Origin of the sequence: Streptomyces boluensis (assembly GCF_009908195.1) — a bacterium.
GTDB lineage: Bacteria > Actinomycetota > Actinomycetes > Streptomycetales > Streptomycetaceae > Streptomyces > Streptomyces boluensis.
Genome location: NZ_JAAAHS010000177.1, coordinates 1 through 14825, shown reverse-complemented (window position 1 = coordinate 14825; position 14825 = coordinate 1). Strand labels below are relative to the sequence as shown.

The 14825-nt window shown below is 71.0% G+C and carries 11 protein-coding genes; 1 reads left to right on the top strand and 10 read right to left on the bottom strand.

Going from position 1 to position 14825, the window contains the following annotated elements:
• The 4 genes from GUY60_RS21510 to GUY60_RS21495 all read right to left on the bottom strand — a co-directional run.
• The coding region (locus GUY60_RS21510) for an ABC transporter permease (RefSeq protein WP_246235421.1) at window positions 1–2116 on the bottom strand (2116 nt) is incomplete at its 3' end.
• A gap of 12 nt (window positions 2117–2128) precedes the next feature.
• Window positions 2129–3388: an ABC transporter substrate-binding protein gene (locus GUY60_RS21505; RefSeq protein ID WP_161700299.1), complete on the bottom strand. Its 1260-nt coding sequence runs from the start codon at window positions 3386–3388 to the stop codon at window positions 2129–2131.
• A 158-nt stretch (window positions 3389–3546) separates the two neighbouring features.
• The gene (locus GUY60_RS21500) at window positions 3547–5370 is read right to left on the bottom strand and encodes an AMP-dependent synthetase/ligase (protein ID WP_161700297.1); all 1824 of its coding nucleotides are present in this window, start codon (window positions 5368–5370) and stop codon (window positions 3547–3549) included.
• A gap of 389 nt (window positions 5371–5759) precedes the next feature.
• Entirely contained in the window at window positions 5760–6629 is an 870-nt protein-coding gene (locus tag GUY60_RS21495; RefSeq protein ID WP_161700294.1) for a LysR family transcriptional regulator, read from the bottom strand.
• A gap of 147 nt (window positions 6630–6776) precedes the next feature.
• Between GUY60_RS21495 and GUY60_RS21490 the strand changes: the two genes are divergently transcribed.
• Window positions 6777–7874, top strand: coding sequence for a bile acid:sodium symporter family protein (locus tag GUY60_RS21490; RefSeq protein ID WP_161700292.1), 1098 nt, complete (start codon window positions 6777–6779; stop codon window positions 7872–7874).
• Here GUY60_RS21490 and GUY60_RS21485 read toward each other — a convergent pair.
• From GUY60_RS21485 to GUY60_RS21460, 6 genes are all read right to left on the bottom strand, one after another.
• A complete protein-coding gene (locus GUY60_RS21485) occupies window positions 7810–9018 on the bottom strand; it encodes a DUF5005 domain-containing protein (protein ID WP_188132769.1) in 1209 nt (402 codons plus the stop codon). The two genes, GUY60_RS21490 and GUY60_RS21485, sit on opposite strands and share 65 nt — an antisense overlap.
• A 76-nt stretch (window positions 9019–9094) precedes the next feature.
• On the bottom strand, window positions 9095–11005 hold the full coding sequence (locus GUY60_RS21480) for an exo-alpha-sialidase (RefSeq protein ID WP_161700288.1): 1911 nt from the start codon (window positions 11003–11005) through the stop codon (window positions 9095–9097).
• A 146-nt stretch (window positions 11006–11151) separates the two neighbouring features.
• Window positions 11152–11661 carry an FBP domain-containing protein gene (locus tag GUY60_RS21475; protein WP_161700286.1) on the bottom strand — a complete coding sequence of 170 codons (510 nt, stop codon included), beginning with the start codon at window positions 11659–11661 and terminating at the stop codon, window positions 11152–11154.
• Window positions 11662–11788: 127 nt separating this feature from the next.
• The gene (gene fdhD / locus GUY60_RS21470; protein WP_161700284.1) at window positions 11789–12658 is read right to left on the bottom strand and encodes a formate dehydrogenase accessory sulfurtransferase FdhD; all 870 of its coding nucleotides are present in this window, start codon (window positions 12656–12658) and stop codon (window positions 11789–11791) included.
• 7 nt (window positions 12659–12665) lie between these two features.
• A complete protein-coding gene (locus GUY60_RS21465) occupies window positions 12666–13526 on the bottom strand; it encodes a 2Fe-2S iron-sulfur cluster-binding protein (RefSeq protein ID WP_161700282.1) in 861 nt (286 codons plus the stop codon).
• A partial coding sequence (locus tag GUY60_RS21460) for a complex I 51 kDa subunit family protein (RefSeq protein ID WP_161700281.1) occupies window positions 13523–14825 on the bottom strand: 1303 nt, incomplete at its 5' end. The genes GUY60_RS21460 and GUY60_RS21465, both read right to left, overlap by 4 nt.

The window sequence follows — 14825 nt, the reverse complement described above, 5'->3', positions numbered from 1 at the left end:
GGGTGAGGGCTTCTTCTTCCCCACCCCGCCCCTTCCCGAAAGTCCTGCGGACAGCCACGGGGGCTCCGCCCCCGGACCCCTGCTCCTCAATCGCCGGAGGGGCTGGATTTTGCGGGCGTTGGCTGATTGCTGAGCCAATTTCAGCCCCTCCGGCGATTGAGGAGGCCCGTCCGGCGAGGACTTCGGGAAGGGGCGGGTTAGGGGAAGAAACCGTCCGCCGCCGGAACCTCCGCACAGACACCGCCGCCACATACCCGTCAGGATCATTCGCCAACGCCAACCCCGCCAACCCGAACAGAATCACCGGCACGTGCACGGACTCCGTCACGTAATCCGCCATCAGGTGCGGGACCAGGGCGAAGACCAGGCCCGCCACCACCGCGAACTGCGGTCGCCGTACGCCCGCCGCGACCACCACCGCCAGCCAGATCAGGCCCGTCATCGCGGTGAAGTCGGTCGCGGTGATCCGGGTGTTGTACGAGGCGTACATGACGCCGCCGAACCCGGCGAGGCCCGCCGACAGGGTGAACAGGAGCAGCTTCGTACGGACCACGGAGACGCCGGAGGCCATCGCCGCGGCGGGTGCGGAGCGTACGGCGAGGATCGCGCGGCCCGTGGGTGAGGCGCGCAGCGCGCTCAGGCCGGCCACGACCGCCGTGACGAGGACGAGCAGGGCGACGCCGAGCGCGCGGTCGTCGCCGAGGTCGAGCGGACCGATGACCGGGCGAGGTATCTCCCAGCCGGTGTCGCCGTTGCGCAACCAGCCCATCTGGAACAGGACTTGGTCCGCGAGGAAGGCGAGGGCGAGCGTGGCGAGGGCGAGTGAGCGGCCGCCGAGGCGCAGCGCGGGCAGCGCGACCAGGGCGCCGAGCACGGCCGCCGCGCAGGTGCCGACCAGGGCCGCGCCGAGGAACGGCCAGCCGTGGCTCATCAGGAGCCCGGCGACGAGCGCGGCGCCGGTGACGAACGTGGCCTGGGCGAGCGAGACCATCGCGCCGAGCCCGGTGACGACCGTGAAGGAGAGGAACACCAGGGAGATGGCGAGGCCTTGGGCGAGGATGCCGCTCCAGAACGGTGTCGTCACCGTGTAGAACGCCACCCCGAGCAGCGCCGCCCCCGCGGCCCACGGTCCCCAACGCCGGGCCCAGGACCGCCCCGAGAGGTAGTCGAGGGGTGGCGCGTCCACGGCGGCGGTGCCCGCGGTGCGCTGTCGCCGGGCCATGAACAGCAGCCCGGCGAAGAGGATCAGGAACGGCACGGCGGTACGGAATCCGGTGATGTCGTCGGCGAAGGACGCGTACCCGGCGACGAGGTTCTGCAGGACGCCGAGCGCGAGGCCGCCCGCGAAGGCCAGCGGCACGGAGGCGAAGCGGCCGAGGACGGCGGCGGTCGCGGAGACGAAGAGGAACAGGGTGAAGTCGTGGGCGGACAGGCCGAGGAGAGGGGTGGCGAGCACGCCTGCCAGACCCGCGAGCGCGGACGACAGCATCCACGCCACCGAAGACAGCCGGTCGGCGCTCATGCCGCGCAGCTCGACCAGGGAGCGGTTGTCGACGACGGCGCGCAGCCGCAGGCCGAGCGTGGTGTGCCGGAGCAGCAGCCACAGGCCCGCGGCGACGGCGGCGGTGGTGACCCAGGTGATCAGCTGGTCCGAGTCGACGCCGACGCCGTCCGTCAGCTGCCAGGACTTTGCCGGGCTCGGCCCGACGCCGGGCAGGCCGAACTGGTTCTCGGCGGGTTTCACCGGGGCGCCGGCCTGCTCCAGGAGCTCGACGATCCACAGGCCGAGCGCGGGCAGGGCCACCAACAGGCCGATGGTGGCCACGATTTGGGCCGTCTCGCCGACCTTGGCGAGCTTGCGGAACATCAGCCGGTCCAGGCCCCAGCCGAGCCCCGGCGCGATGACGCAGACGAGCAGCAGCGCGGTCGGTACGGCGGGCCAGCCGAAGCCGGAGTGCAGTTCGTGGAAGGCGAGCGCGCACAGGTACGCGGTCGCCCCGTGGGCGAAGTTGAAGAGTCCGGACGCGGAGTAGGAGAGCACGAGCCCGGTGGCGAGGAGCGCGTACAGCGCACCCGAGACGAGACCGCTGAGGACGAAGCCGAGAAGGTCAGCCATCGTGGGCCGCCGTCACTTGAAGGGGATGGCGTCGTAGCACTTGAACGGCGAGGACACCTCGTATGTGCCGTTCTTGAGCTGGACGAGCGCGCCGCAGCCGAAGGACTCCTTCTGGCCCTTGGGCAGTTCGCGGTCGCCGACCATCGTGTCTTTGTCGGAGAAGCCCTTCGCGGCCTTCTGGAAGGAGTCGGTGGTGAGGTCGCGGCCGGCCTTGTCGGCGACGGCGAGGAACAGGTCGGCCGACATGTAGCCGGTCATCATGTGCATGTTGAGCGGCACGTCCTTGCCCGCGGCCTTGCGGATGTCGGCCTTGAACTGCTTCATCCGCGCGCTGTCCGACTCGAACGGCTCGAAGGTCAGCAGCACATGCACCCCGTCGAGCGCCTTGCGGGTGGCGCCCTTGGCGAGCAGCCCCGGGTCGTAGTCGGTGGGGTCGGTGATCACGCCCTTGTATCCGGTGCGCTTGATCGCGGTGAACAGGCCGATGTTGTACGGGGTCTGCATCACCGAGACGACCGCGTCCGGCGCCTTGCCGCCGTCGCTGCGCAGGATCTCCTTGGTGTACGCGGACCAGTCGCTGGGCGCGGAGGTCGCGGGCACCACGGCCTTGGCGTAGGTCACGTCGAAACCGGCGGCGGCGAAGCCCTGCTTGTAGGTGCGGATGGCGAAGGTGCCCGCGTCGTTGTCGTTGGCGAGGATCGCGACGGACTTGCCCTTCGCGCCGCCCATCACATCGGCGAGCCCCTCCTGCCAGGCCTGGGTGATCGTGCCGCCGGGCATCGGGACCAGGCAGCCGGTGAACCCGTAGATGTGCTCGGGCCCGCAGAACTGCGGGATGGTGCCCCAGCCGAAGGTCGGCACCTTCTCCTTGTCGAGGAAGTCGGCCCCGGAGAAGGTGACCGAGCTCATCGGGGAGACCGCGAACACCTTCTCCTGCTGGACGAGTTTGCGCGCCGACGCGAGGTTCTTGGCCGGATCCTGACCGTCGTCCTCCGCGCCCAGGTAGTCGATCTTCCGGCCGTTGACGCCGCCCTCGGCGTTGGCGCGGTCGTAGCGGGCCCTGGCACCGAGGTCGGTGTCCTTCTTGCTGTAGCCGCTGGAGGTGGTCATGGAGACGATGCCGCCGACCTTGATGCTGTCGTCGGTCACGCCACGTGTCGAACCGCCCTTGTCCCCGCCCGAGGCGGAAGTGGCGGCCGAGTTGCAGGCGGTGGCGGCGAGCAGCAGGGCGGCTGCGGCGGCGAAGGTGCGGGTGCGGTTGCGTCTGGGCACGGTCCAGATCCCTCCGTCGAAGTGAGGGAGATTCTGTGGGCGACCTGATGAACCGTCAATAACTGACGCATCGGTAATTGATGAACCGTCAGAAGTGGCGTGAGGCCCTCTTGCCGGACCCGCCCGAACGCGCTATGGAGCCCTGGACCGGGCGGAGTTCAGGCCCGGTAGAGCGCCGCCACCTCGGCCTCGTAGGCCTGCTCGATCGCCTTCCGCTTGAGCTTCAGGGACGGTGTGAGCAGCCCCTGCTCCTCGGAGAACTGATGCGCCAGTATCCGGAACGTACGGATCGACTCGGCCTGCGAGACCAGGGTGTTGGCGGCGACCACGGCCCGGCGGATCTCGGTCTCAAGGTCGGGGTCGCGCACCAGGTCGGTGGGGGAGAGCTTGGGCTTGGCGCGCATGTTCAGCCAGTGGTCGACGGAGTCGGCGTCCAGGGTGACGAGCGCCGCGATGTACGGCCGGTCGTTGCCGACGACGATGCACTGCGCGACCAGCGGGTGGTCGCGTACCCGCTCCTCCAGCTGCGAGGGCGAGACGCTCTTGCCGCCGGAGGTCACCAGGATCTCCTTCTTGCGGCCGGTGATCGTCAGATAGCCGTCCTCGTCGAGGTGGCCGAGGTCGCCGGTGGCGAGCCAGCCGTCGTGCAGCGTCTCGTTCGTGGCCTTCGGGTTGCCCAGATACCCCTGGAAGACATGGCCGCCGTGCAGCCACACCTCGCTGTCGTCCGCGATGTGCACGGTGGTGCCGGGGATGGGGCGGCCGACGGTGCCGAAGCGGGTCTGCTCCGGCGGGTTGGCGGTCGCGGCCGCCGTCGACTCGGTGAGCCCGTACCCCTCGAAGATCAGGACGCCCGCGCCCGCGAAGAACAGGCCGAGCCTGCGGTCCATGCCCGAGCCGCCGGACATCGCGTGCCGCACCCGGCCACCCATCGCGGCCCGCACCTTGGAGTACACCAGCTTGTCGAACAGCTGGTGCTGCACCCGCAGCGCCGCCGAGGGGCCAGGACCGGTGCCGAAGGCCTTGTGCTCCATCGCGTCCCAGTACTTCACCGCGACCTCGACGGCCTTGTCGAACGGCCCGATCTTGCCGTCGTTCTCGGCCTTCCTGCGCGCCGCGTTGAAGACCTTCTCGAAGATGTACGGCACGGCCAGGATGAACGACGGCCGGAACGCCGCCAGGTCGGGCAACAGCGCGGCGGCGTTGAGGTTCGGCTGGTGGCCCAGCTTGACCCGGCCGCGTACCGCCGCGACCTCCACCATGCGCCCGAAGACGTGCGCGAGCGGCAGGAACAGCAGCGTGGACGCCTCGTCGCCGCGCTTGGAGTGGAACACCGGCTCCCAGCGCGTGATGACGTTGTCGGCCTCGTACATGAAGTTCGCGTGGCTGAGCACACAGCCCTTCGGGCGGCCCGTGGTGCCCGAGGTGTAGATCACCGTGGCCACCGAGTCCGGCATGACCGCGCGCCGGTGCCGGTGCACCACCTCGTCGTCGATGTGCTCGCCCGCGGCCCGCAGTTCGCCGACCGCGTCCGAGTCGAGCTGCCAGAGCCGGCGCAGCGCGGGCAGCCGGTCGATGACCGAGCCGATGGTCATGGAGTGGTCCTCGTGCTCCACCACGCAGGCCGAGACCTCGGCGTCGTAGAGCATCCAGAAGACCTGCTCGGCTGAGGACGTCGGGTAGATCGGCACGACCTGCGCCCCGACCGACCACAGTGCGAAGTCGAAAAGCGTCCACTCGTACCGGGTACGGGACATGATCGCGACGCGGTCGCCGAAGCGGACGCCCTGGGCGAGCAGCCCCTTGGCGAGGGCCAGGATCTCGTCGCGGAACTCGGCGGAGGTCACGTCGCGCCACTGCCCGTCCACCTTGCGGCCGAGCGCGATGCGCAGCGGGTCTTCGAGGGCATGGTCGAAGACGACGTCAGCCAGGCCGCCCACCGGCGGCGCCGACGCCACGGGAGGTGAGGTGAACTCGCGCAATGCTTCTCCTTGTGGCGCTCCGCACAGCGCGGTGACGGTACCCCACACATGCGCTCGCGCGGGAGAGGTTCGCGAGCCGGGACACATGCCATCGTCACAGGTCAGGCACGTAAATCGGGCTAGTGGGGCGAAGACCGGGGCGAAATCATTACTTCCCGGTAAGTTTCGGTTCCGTAATCTCCACGGAATTTGTACGCGGCTGTTACCGCGGGTAGGTGCGGCTCGGGCGGATTCAGCCCCGGGACGAGTCGTAGCCCCAGCGGGCCTGTCCGTCGCTGCCCATGAAGCACGGTGCGGGGCGGCCGTCCGCGGTCGTGGCGCGGGCCCCCACCGGGGCGCAGCCGCGGCGGTCGGTGGCGGAGTGATCGGCCAGGGCTTCGGGGTGCGGCTCACCCCGGCTGCCGGTGCAGGCGGTCGCCGCTCGCGAGGATCGCCGCCGCCAGCGCGTCCGCGGCCTTCTGCGGGCGGGCCCGGCCGCGGCCGTGCAGGAGGACGAAGTCGACGGCGCCGAGGTCGGGCAGGCCGGAGCGGATCCGGGTCAGGCCAGGCGGGATCAGGCTCCGGGTGTGGGCCATCACGCCGAGGCCCGCGCGGGCCGCCGCGACCAGACCGTTGAGGCTGCCGCTGGTGCAGGCGATACGCCACGGGCGGCCGTGCCGTTCCAGTACCTCAAGGGCGCGGGCGCGGGTGATGCCCGGCGGGGGATAGACGATCAGCGGCACCGGCTCCTGCGGGTCGAGGCGCAGGCCCGCGCCGCCGATCCACACCAGCTCGTCCCGCCACACCACGGTGCCCGCCGTGGCGTCGTCGCGCGGGTGCCGTTTGGCGAGCACCAGGTCGAGCCGCCCGTCCGCGAGCCTGCGGTGCAGGGTGCCGGAGAGCTCGACCGTCAGCTCCAGGTCGACCTCCGGGTGCTCGCGCCTGAACGCCTCCAGGATCTCCGGGAGCTCGGTCAGTACGAAGTCCTCCGAGGCCCCGAAGCGAAGGCGCCCGCGCAGCCGCGTACCCGTGAAGAACGCCGCCGCCCGCTCGTGCGCGTCCAGGATCGTGCGGGCGAAACCGAGCATCGCCTCGCCGTCCTCCGTCAGCTCCACACTGTGCGTGTCCCGCGTGAACAGCGTGCGCCCCGTCGCGTCCTCCAGGCGCCGCACATGCTGGCTCACCGTCGACTGCCGCAGGCCCAGGCGGCGCGCGGCCCGGGTGAAACTCAGGGTCTGCGCCACGGCCAGGAAGGTGCGCAGCTGTGCGGGCTCGTACATGGAACCGAGGCTAGCGCGGTTATCGCGTACGGCGATAGCAGTCAGTCCGGTATCCAGGATTCCCGATCACGGTGATCAGGAGGACCATGGAGAGGGCACGCTCCGCAACGCGTGCACGAACCGACCGACCCTGGAGCACAGCGCACCGTGAAACGCCCGACCTGGCCGTCCTGGATGCCGATCGACCCGTACGTCCTGCTGCTGCTCGGCACCGTCGGGATCGCCGCGCTGCTGCCCGCGCGCGGGACGGGCGCCGATGTCGCCTCCGGCGCGGCCACCGCCGCGGTCGCCTTCCTGTTCTTCCTGTACGGCGCCCGCCTCTCCACCCGTGAGGCGCTCGACGGACTGCGCAACTGGCGGCTCCACCTCACCGTCATCGCCTCGACCTTCGTCGTCTTCCCGCTGCTCGGGCTCGCCGCCGGCGGACTCGTGCCGTACGTCCTGACGCCCGCGCTGTACAGCGGCTTCCTGTTCCTGACCCTGGTGCCGTCGACCGTGCAGTCGTCGATCGCGTTCACCTCCATCGCCCGCGGCAACGTCCCCGCCGCGATCTGCGCCGGGTCGTTCTCCTCGCTCGCCGGGATCGTCCTGACGCCGCTGCTCGCGGCCGCGCTGATCGGCGGGCACGCCGGGTTCTCCACGGACTCGCTCGTCAAGATCGTGCTGCAACTGCTCGTGCCGTTCCTCGCCGGGCAGTTGCTGCGCCGCTGGATCGGCCCGTTCGTCGCCAAGCACAAGAAGGTCCTCGGCCTGGTCGACCGCGGCTCGATACTCCTCGTCGTCTACGCCGCGTTCAGCCAGGGCATGGTGGCCGGCATCTGGCACCAGGTCACACCGCTGCGGCTGCTCGCCCTGCTCGGGGTCGAGGCGGTGCTGCTCGCCGCGATGCTGACGCTGACCTGGTTCGGCGCGAAGCGCATGGGCTTCGCGCGCGGCGACCGGGTCGCGATCCAGTTCGCCGGTTCGAAGAAGTCCCTCGCGGCCGGACTCCCCATGGCGAGCGTCCTGTTCGGGGCCGAGGCCTCGCTCGCCGTGCTGCCGCTGATGCTGTTCCACCAGATGCAGCTGATGGTCTGCGCGGTCATCGCCAAGCGCCGCTCGCGCGACCCGGAGGCCGTACGGCCAGAGGCCCCGAGCGCCCCCGTCGCGCGCGGCGATGAGCCGGTCAGTCCGGAGCCGGTCAGTCCGCCGGACCGAGGCGGAGCCGAACGAACCGTGGCCGGTACAGCGACACGTTCCGGTTGACGTGTGACTGCGCCACCTGCGGATCGGGGTCCAGCCAGTTCACGTCATAGCTGAGCAGCAGCCTGCCGTCGTCGGCGGAGAGCGCCGGGTGGGCCTGCGGGTTGTAGACCGCGGTGCTCTGCCGCGGCTCACTGTCCGGCGGCAGCGGCGGCGCGAAGCCCTTGGTGGGGCCGTGCCAGGGGCCGGTCGGCGAGCACGCCCAGTACGAGGTGATCGTCGACAGGCCCTCGGTGCCCGCCGCCATCGTGAACAGCACCCAGGTGCCGTTGTCCCGCACCACGGTGTACGCGCTGCCCACGCCCTTCTTCGCGCCGTCCCCGAGCACCGGCACCGGGCGTCCGGTGCCCCAGGCACGGCCGTTCCAGTACCGCCAGGCGCCCGGTTCCGCGAGCCGGCCGTGCGGCACCCGCGCGACGAACGCGTCCGACGCGGGCCGCACCGACCGCTTGCCGTCGTTGCCTCCGAAGACGTACGTGTACTTGGCGCCGTGGACGGCGGTCGTGCCGTACAGGATCCGCTCGGCCGGGTCGGTCACCGCGCTCTGGTCCGACACCTTCACCACGCCCTCCACCCGCAGGTCGGGCAGCGAGAGCGTGGCGACCTCGGTGGCCAGCGGCAGTCCGTAGATCCACGGGCCCGTACCGGTGGCGCGGGTCCAGATCAGGACGCGGACCACCTTCTCGGCGGAGCCGGGGGAGCGTGGCTCCACCTTCGCCGCGACCGGCCAACGCCACTGCCCGGCCGCCGGATCGGGCAGCAGCGGGGCCGCCAGGGTCCGTTCCAGGGCGCCCGAACGGTCCGTCACCACCGCCGAGTTGCGGACGAACGGAGCGGTCGCGTCCCGCCACGCGTGCGGCTGGCCCGACAGGTTCGGCGGCCCGTGCACCTGCCCAAGGAACGTGTCCGAGAACAGCCACAGCAACCGGCCGTCCGGAAGCCGCACCGAGTGCGTGCCGTCGCCGCCGGTCCAGTCGTCGAAGCGGGCCGCGTCGTTGCCGTACCGGGCGAACTCGCCCGTGGCGCCCCCGTCCGGCGTCCAGGAGTCCACCTTGCGCGGGGCGCACGCGGCGCCGCCCTCCCGGTCGTCGTCCGCGCCCGGGAGGGCGGCCAGCAGAACTCCCGCCAGAACCGCGGTGAGCGGCAGCGCGAGTAAAGCGCCGCGCTTCCGCTTCCTGGCCCTCGGGCTCCTCTTACGCTCAGCGGCTGACACGCACGGGACGCTAGCGGCTGGCGTTGACCCGGTCCATGGGGAGCCACAGCACGGTGTCCGGCGTCACAGCCGTCCCAGCGGTATTCAGCCGTCCCAGCTCCGCGTCGCTCAAGGCCCGGTTCCAGACCCGGACTTCGTCGATCGCTCCGGCGAAGTGGCCCCGGCTGTCGACGCGTTGGCCGACGTGCACACCGAACCCGGACGTACGGCTCACCGAGCCGGGCACGGCCGGTACGGCGGTCTTCGTGCCGTCAACCGTGAGGCTGAACTCTTCGCCCGTTCGGCGCAGTACGGCGTGGTGCCACTTTCCGTCGTTGTGCGCGGACGTGGTGCGCACCACCGCCGAACGCGACGGCGACGCACCGTTGCGTGCGGTCATCAGGCCGGTGATCCGGTTCGACTCGGGCTCGCCGCGCAGCCACACCTGCGGCTGGGTCGTGCCGACCCCGCCCATCCACAGCATGGGGTGCTCCCCGCTCGCCGCCGAGTAGCGGAACCACACGGACGCCGTGAACTCGTCGCCGTACAACGGGAGTCGGGAGCGGTACGGGAGGCGTACGGCGTCGTCCGCGCCGTCGAAGGAGAGCGCGCCGCCGTACCGGCCCGCCGTCTGCCGCGCGCCGCCGAGGACTGCCGCGCCGGGCGCGCCGAGTGACAGGTCGGGGGTGGTCGGGTCGGGGCCGCGGCGCGGCTTCAGCCAGTCGTCGGTGAAGCGGGCGAAGCGGATCTCGTCGCGCGCGTCGACCGCACCCGCTTCGTAGAGCAGCCCGACCCTGGCCGAGCCCTTGATCGCCACCAGGTCCGAGTAGCCGGACCAGTCGGTGCTCACCACGGTGCCGCGGTCCACGCTCTCCCAGGTGCGGCCCTCGTCGTACGAGGAACGCACCATCATGGTGCGCCGCCGGTCCGGGTCGGCGGGGCAGGACAGCAGCATGCGCTGCTCCGTGCGGACGGTCGCGCACTGCACCTGCGGCGCGTAGAGGTCGGGCAGCGCACGGAACTTGCCGGTGAACGACGCGCCGCCGTCGCGGCTCACCGCCTGCGTGCGGTGGCCCAGGTCGGTGCCGTCCTGCTCGCGTCCGCTCACATGGATCGCGCCGTCGGAGATCTCGGTGAGCGTGACCTCGGAGGGCTTCTGCCGGAACGTTCCGTCCTGTTCTATCGGCCAGGAGTCGGTGGCGCCGACCTTCCAGGTGTCGCCGCCGTCGTCGCTGTGGATCAGGGCGGCGTGGTTGTCGGTGACCCGACTGCCGTTCCACGTCTCGGTGTTGACGCCGAAGACCAGGCGGCCCTTGTGCGGGCCGCCCTCCAGCTGGATGCCGTGCACGGGCCCGGTCGCGTACCAGGAGTTCCAGTGCTCGGGCAGGATCTGGTCGCTCAGGTCGCGCGGCTTCGACCAGCTGCGGCCGTCGTCGTCGCTGTACTGCAGGTGCGGGGTGCGCTCACAGGGCACGTCGCAGTTGCCGCCGCCGGGCTTGCCCGGGTTCCAGGTCTCGGCGAGCAGGACGCGGCCGGTCTCGCGGTCCACCATGGGCGCCGGGTTGCCGTGCGTGTCACCCGCCCCCTCGTTGATCACCTGGAGCGGGCCCCAGGTGCGGCCCCCGTCCGTGGAGCGCTTGAGGACCAGGTCGACGTCCCCGGCGTCCGTGCAGTCGTTCACCCGCCCCTCGGCGAACGCGAGCAGCGTGCCCTTGGTGGTCTGGACGACGGCCGGGATACGGAAGCAGGCGTACCCCGTTTCCTGGGAAGCCTTGAAGAGGACCTGCTGCTCGAAGTCGGTCGCCGGGGCCGCGGCCTGCGCGGCCGGGGCGACGCCGGTGACGGGTGCTGCCATCGCGAGGACGGCGAGGGTGGCGAGCAGTGGGCGTAAGGCCCTTCGGGGACGTGCTCTTCGGAGTCGTGCGCGGAGTCCGGACGGCATGCTGAGACCTGCCCTTCAGCTGTCCTGCGCGGTATCTGATATCACGTCATCCGGACATCCCACGTCCAATGTCCGGTTCCCAGAAGGTACTTGGGGCTGCAGTCCCCGGCAAGGACCCGCGCGTGAACGTCGGAGGGGAGAAGTGCTCAGCCGGCGATGACCTTCGCTGTGAACCCGGCCAGGTTGTCGTTCATCCGGTGGAGGCGTTCCTCCAGGGTCAGGGACTCCTCGTACCGCCCCGCCCGCAGCTTCGGCTGGCGCTTGCCGCGTACGTACAGGGGGCAGGCCAGGTCGGCGCAGATGTAGATGCCGACCGTGTTGCCCTCGCGGCCGCGGGCGCCCGCGAGCGGGGCGGCGAGCAGCGTCACCCCGGACGAGGCGTGGCCCGTCAGGCAGATCTGGCAGAGGCTCGACTTCACCGCGCTGGTACGCCCCACGGACGGCACCCGCAGCGAGATACCGAGCGGGCCCTCGTCGGCGCCGCGCGGCAGCACCAGATGGGCGCGCAGCGGCGCACCCGGATCGATCCAGCCCAGGAAGTCCAGGTCGGGCCACGGCAGTTGAGCGAAGTCGAGCGGCAGCTTGAGCCGCGCCGCCTCGCCCTTCGTGCAGTTCAGGAAGGACGAACGGATCTGTTTCTCACTGAGCGGTTCCACGAGCGACGACCCTACGTACGGCCACCACCCGCCCGCATCCGGATAAACGTGCAGGCCGGGCCCGGCCGGTGCAGGGGGCGCTCCTCACCGGCCGGGTCCCCGCCGCCGCGTAGGCGGGCGCCCGCGGTCAGCCCTGGGAGGCAGCAGCCCGCAGGGCGATGCGATGGTCACCCGCGTACACGTTCATGGACGCGCCGCGCAGGAAGCCCACGAGGGTGAGCCCCGTCTCCGCCGCCAGGTCGACGGCGAGCGAGGACGGCGCCGAGACCGCGGCGAGCACCGGGATGCCCGCCATCACGGCCTTCTGCGCCAGCTCGAAGGAGGCCCGGCCGGAGACGAGCAGGATCGTGCGGGCCAGCGGAAGCCGCCCTTCCTGCAGTGCGCGGCCGACGATCTTGTCGACGGCGTTGTGCCGCCCCACGTCCTCCCGTACGTCGATCAGTTCGCCGCCCTCCGTGAACAGCGCGGCCGCGTGCAGGCCCCCGGTCCGGTCGAAGACCCGCTGCGCCGCCCGCAGCCGGTCGGGGAGGCCGGCGAGCAGTCCGGGTTCGATCAGGACCGGGGGAGTGCCGGGTTCCGTGCCGGTCGCGTCGTCGATCGCCCAGCGCGCCGTCGTGCGCACCGCGTCCAGGCTGGCCTTGCCGCACAGCCCGCAGGACGAGGTGGTGTAGACGTTCCGTTCGAGTGTGATGTCGGGGAGGACCACGTCAGGGGCGGTCGACACGTCCACCACGTTGTACGTGTTCGTGCCGTCGGCCTGAGCGCCCGCGCAGTACACGATGGAGCGCAGCTCGTCCCGCTCGCCGAGGACGCCCTCGCTCACCAGGAAGCCCGCCGCGAGCGCGAAGTCGTCGCCCGGGGTGCGCATCGTGATGGCCAGGGGCTTGCCGTTGAGGCGGATTTCCAGTGGCTCCTCCGCGACCAGCGTGTCCGGGCGGGTGGAGACGGCCCCGTCCCGGACACGGATGACGCGGCGTCGCTCGGTGACGCGTCCCATGAGGTGATCAGTCCCGGTTCTGTACGTGTTGGTAGCCGAAGCGGCCCTTGATGCAGAGGTTGCCGTGGGTCACCGGGTTGTCGTGCGGTGAGGTGACCTTGACGATCTCATTGTCCTGCACGTGCAGGGTCAGGTTGCAGCCCACACCGCAGTACGCGCACACCGTGGTCGTCTCCGACTGCGCCGACTCGTCCCAGGTGCCCGCCGCCCGCATGTCGAACTCGCTCTTGAAACTGAGCGCGCCCGTCGGGCACACCTCGATGCAGTTGCCGCAGTACACACACGCCGAGTCGGTCAGCGGAGCGTCCTGCTCCACGGCGATCCGGGCGTCGAAGCCACGCCCCGCGACCGCGATGGCGAAGGTGTTCTGCCACTGCTCACCGCAGGCGTCCACGCACTTGTAGCAGAGGATGCACTTGTCGTAGTCGCGTACGTACAGGTCGTTGTCGATCTTCGGCGCCTCGTTCAGACGGGCCGCGTCCGGGCCGAAGCGGTCCGGCTTCGCGTCGTACTCCTCGATCCACTCCTTCACATGCGGGGTGGTCGACAAGTCGACGGAGGACGCGAGGAGTTCGAGGACCAGCTTGCGGCTGTGCCGGGCCCGTTCCGTGTCCGTACGCACCTCCATGCCCGGCTCGGCCTTGCGGGAACAGGCCGGGGCGAGGGTACGGGCGCCCTCGACCTCGACGACACACACCCGGCAGGCGTTCTTCGGGGTCAGGGTGTCGCCCTGGCAGAGCGTCGGGATGTCCTTCCCGGCGTCCCGGCAGGCGTCCAGGACGGTGGATCCCTCGGGGACCCGTACGGGCTCGCCGTCGAGCGTGAACTCCACGAGACGACGAGGCGGCTGAAGCGGAATGGCGGTCATGCGTACGCTCCCAGACGGTCGATGGCGGACTCGACGGCGTTCCACGCGGTCTGGCCGAGACCGCAGATCGAGGCGTCCTTCATGGCCCGCCCCACCTCCCGAAGCAGCGCGATGTCGTCCGCCGCCGCGGCCCCCGTATGCTCGGCGATCCGGTGCAGCGCCTCCTCCTGCCGCACCGTGCCCACCCGGCACGGCACGCACTGCCCGCACGACTCGTCCCGGAAGAACTCCGCGATACGGAGCAGCAGGCGGGGGAGCGGGACGGTGCCGTCGAGGGCGAGCACGACACCCGAGCCGAGCGTGGTGCCGGCCTCGCGGGTTCCCTCGAACGTCAGCGGGATGTCCAGCTCGTCGCCGCGCACGAACCCGCCCGCGGCGCCGCCGAGCAGTACGGCCCTCAACTCCTCGGGTTTCCCGGCCAGTTCAAGCAGATCCCCGAGGGTCGCGCCGAACGGCAGCTCGTAGATGCCGGGCCGCGCCACGTTCCCGGACACGCAGAACAGCTTGGGCCCGGTGGACTTCGGCGTCCCGATCGCCGCGTACGCCTGCGCGCCCATCGTCAGGATCGGCAGCACGTTCACGAGCGTCTCGACGTTGTTCGCGGCGGTGGGCTTGCCGAACAGCCCCTTCTCGACGGGGAACGGCGGCTTCGACCGTGGCTCGCCCCGGTACCCCTCGATCGAGTTGAAGAGGGCGGTCTCCTCACCGCAGATGTACGCGCCCGCGCCCCGCCGGATCTCGATGTCGAAGGCGTAGCCCTGGCCGAGGACGTTCCCGCCGAGCAGGCCGCGGGCGCGGGCCTGCGTGATGGCGTGCGTGAGGCGCTCCAGGGCGCGGGGGTACTCGCCGCGGAGGTAGAGGTAGCCGTGGTGGGCGCCGGTCGCGTACCCGGCGATGGTCATGGCCTCGATCAGCGAGTACGGGTCGCCCTCCATCAGGACGCGGTCCTTGAAGGTGCCGGGCTCTGATTCGTCGGCGTTGCAGACGAGGTAGTGGGGGTGGTCGGGTTGGGTGGCGGTGGCTTGCCACTTTCTTCCCGTGGGGAAGGCGGCTCCTCCTCGGCCCAGGAGGCCGGCGTCGGTCACTTCGCGGATGACTTCGGCGGGACCGAGGGTGAAGGCCCTTCGGAGGGCCGTGTAGCCGCCGTTGGCCCGGTAGTCGTCGAGGCTGTACGGGTCGACGACCCCTACCCGTTTGAGGAGGATCAGGCCTTTCTGGCCTGCTTGGGGGACGGCGAGGGCTGCCGGCGGTTCGGGGGTGGCGGTTTCCGGGGCTGCGGCTGCTTGGGCGATCGCGTCC

Bases quoted from the DNA above. Each gene is read 5' to 3' on its own strand.
- GUY60_RS21495 (WP_161700294.1), bottom strand. From the start codon at position 6,629: ATGTACGAGCCCGCACAGCTGCGCACCTTCCTGGCCGTGGCGCAGACC.
- GUY60_RS21480 (WP_161700288.1), bottom strand. From the start codon at position 11,005: ATGCCGTCCGGACTCCGCGCACGACTCCGAAGAGCACGTCCCCGAAGG.
- fdhD (WP_161700284.1), bottom strand. From the start codon at position 12,658: ATGGGACGCGTCACCGAGCGACGCCGCGTCATCCGTGTCCGGGACGGG.
- GUY60_RS21465 (WP_161700282.1), bottom strand. From the start codon at position 13,526: ATGACCGCCATTCCGCTTCAGCCGCCTCGTCGTCTCGTGGAGTTCACG.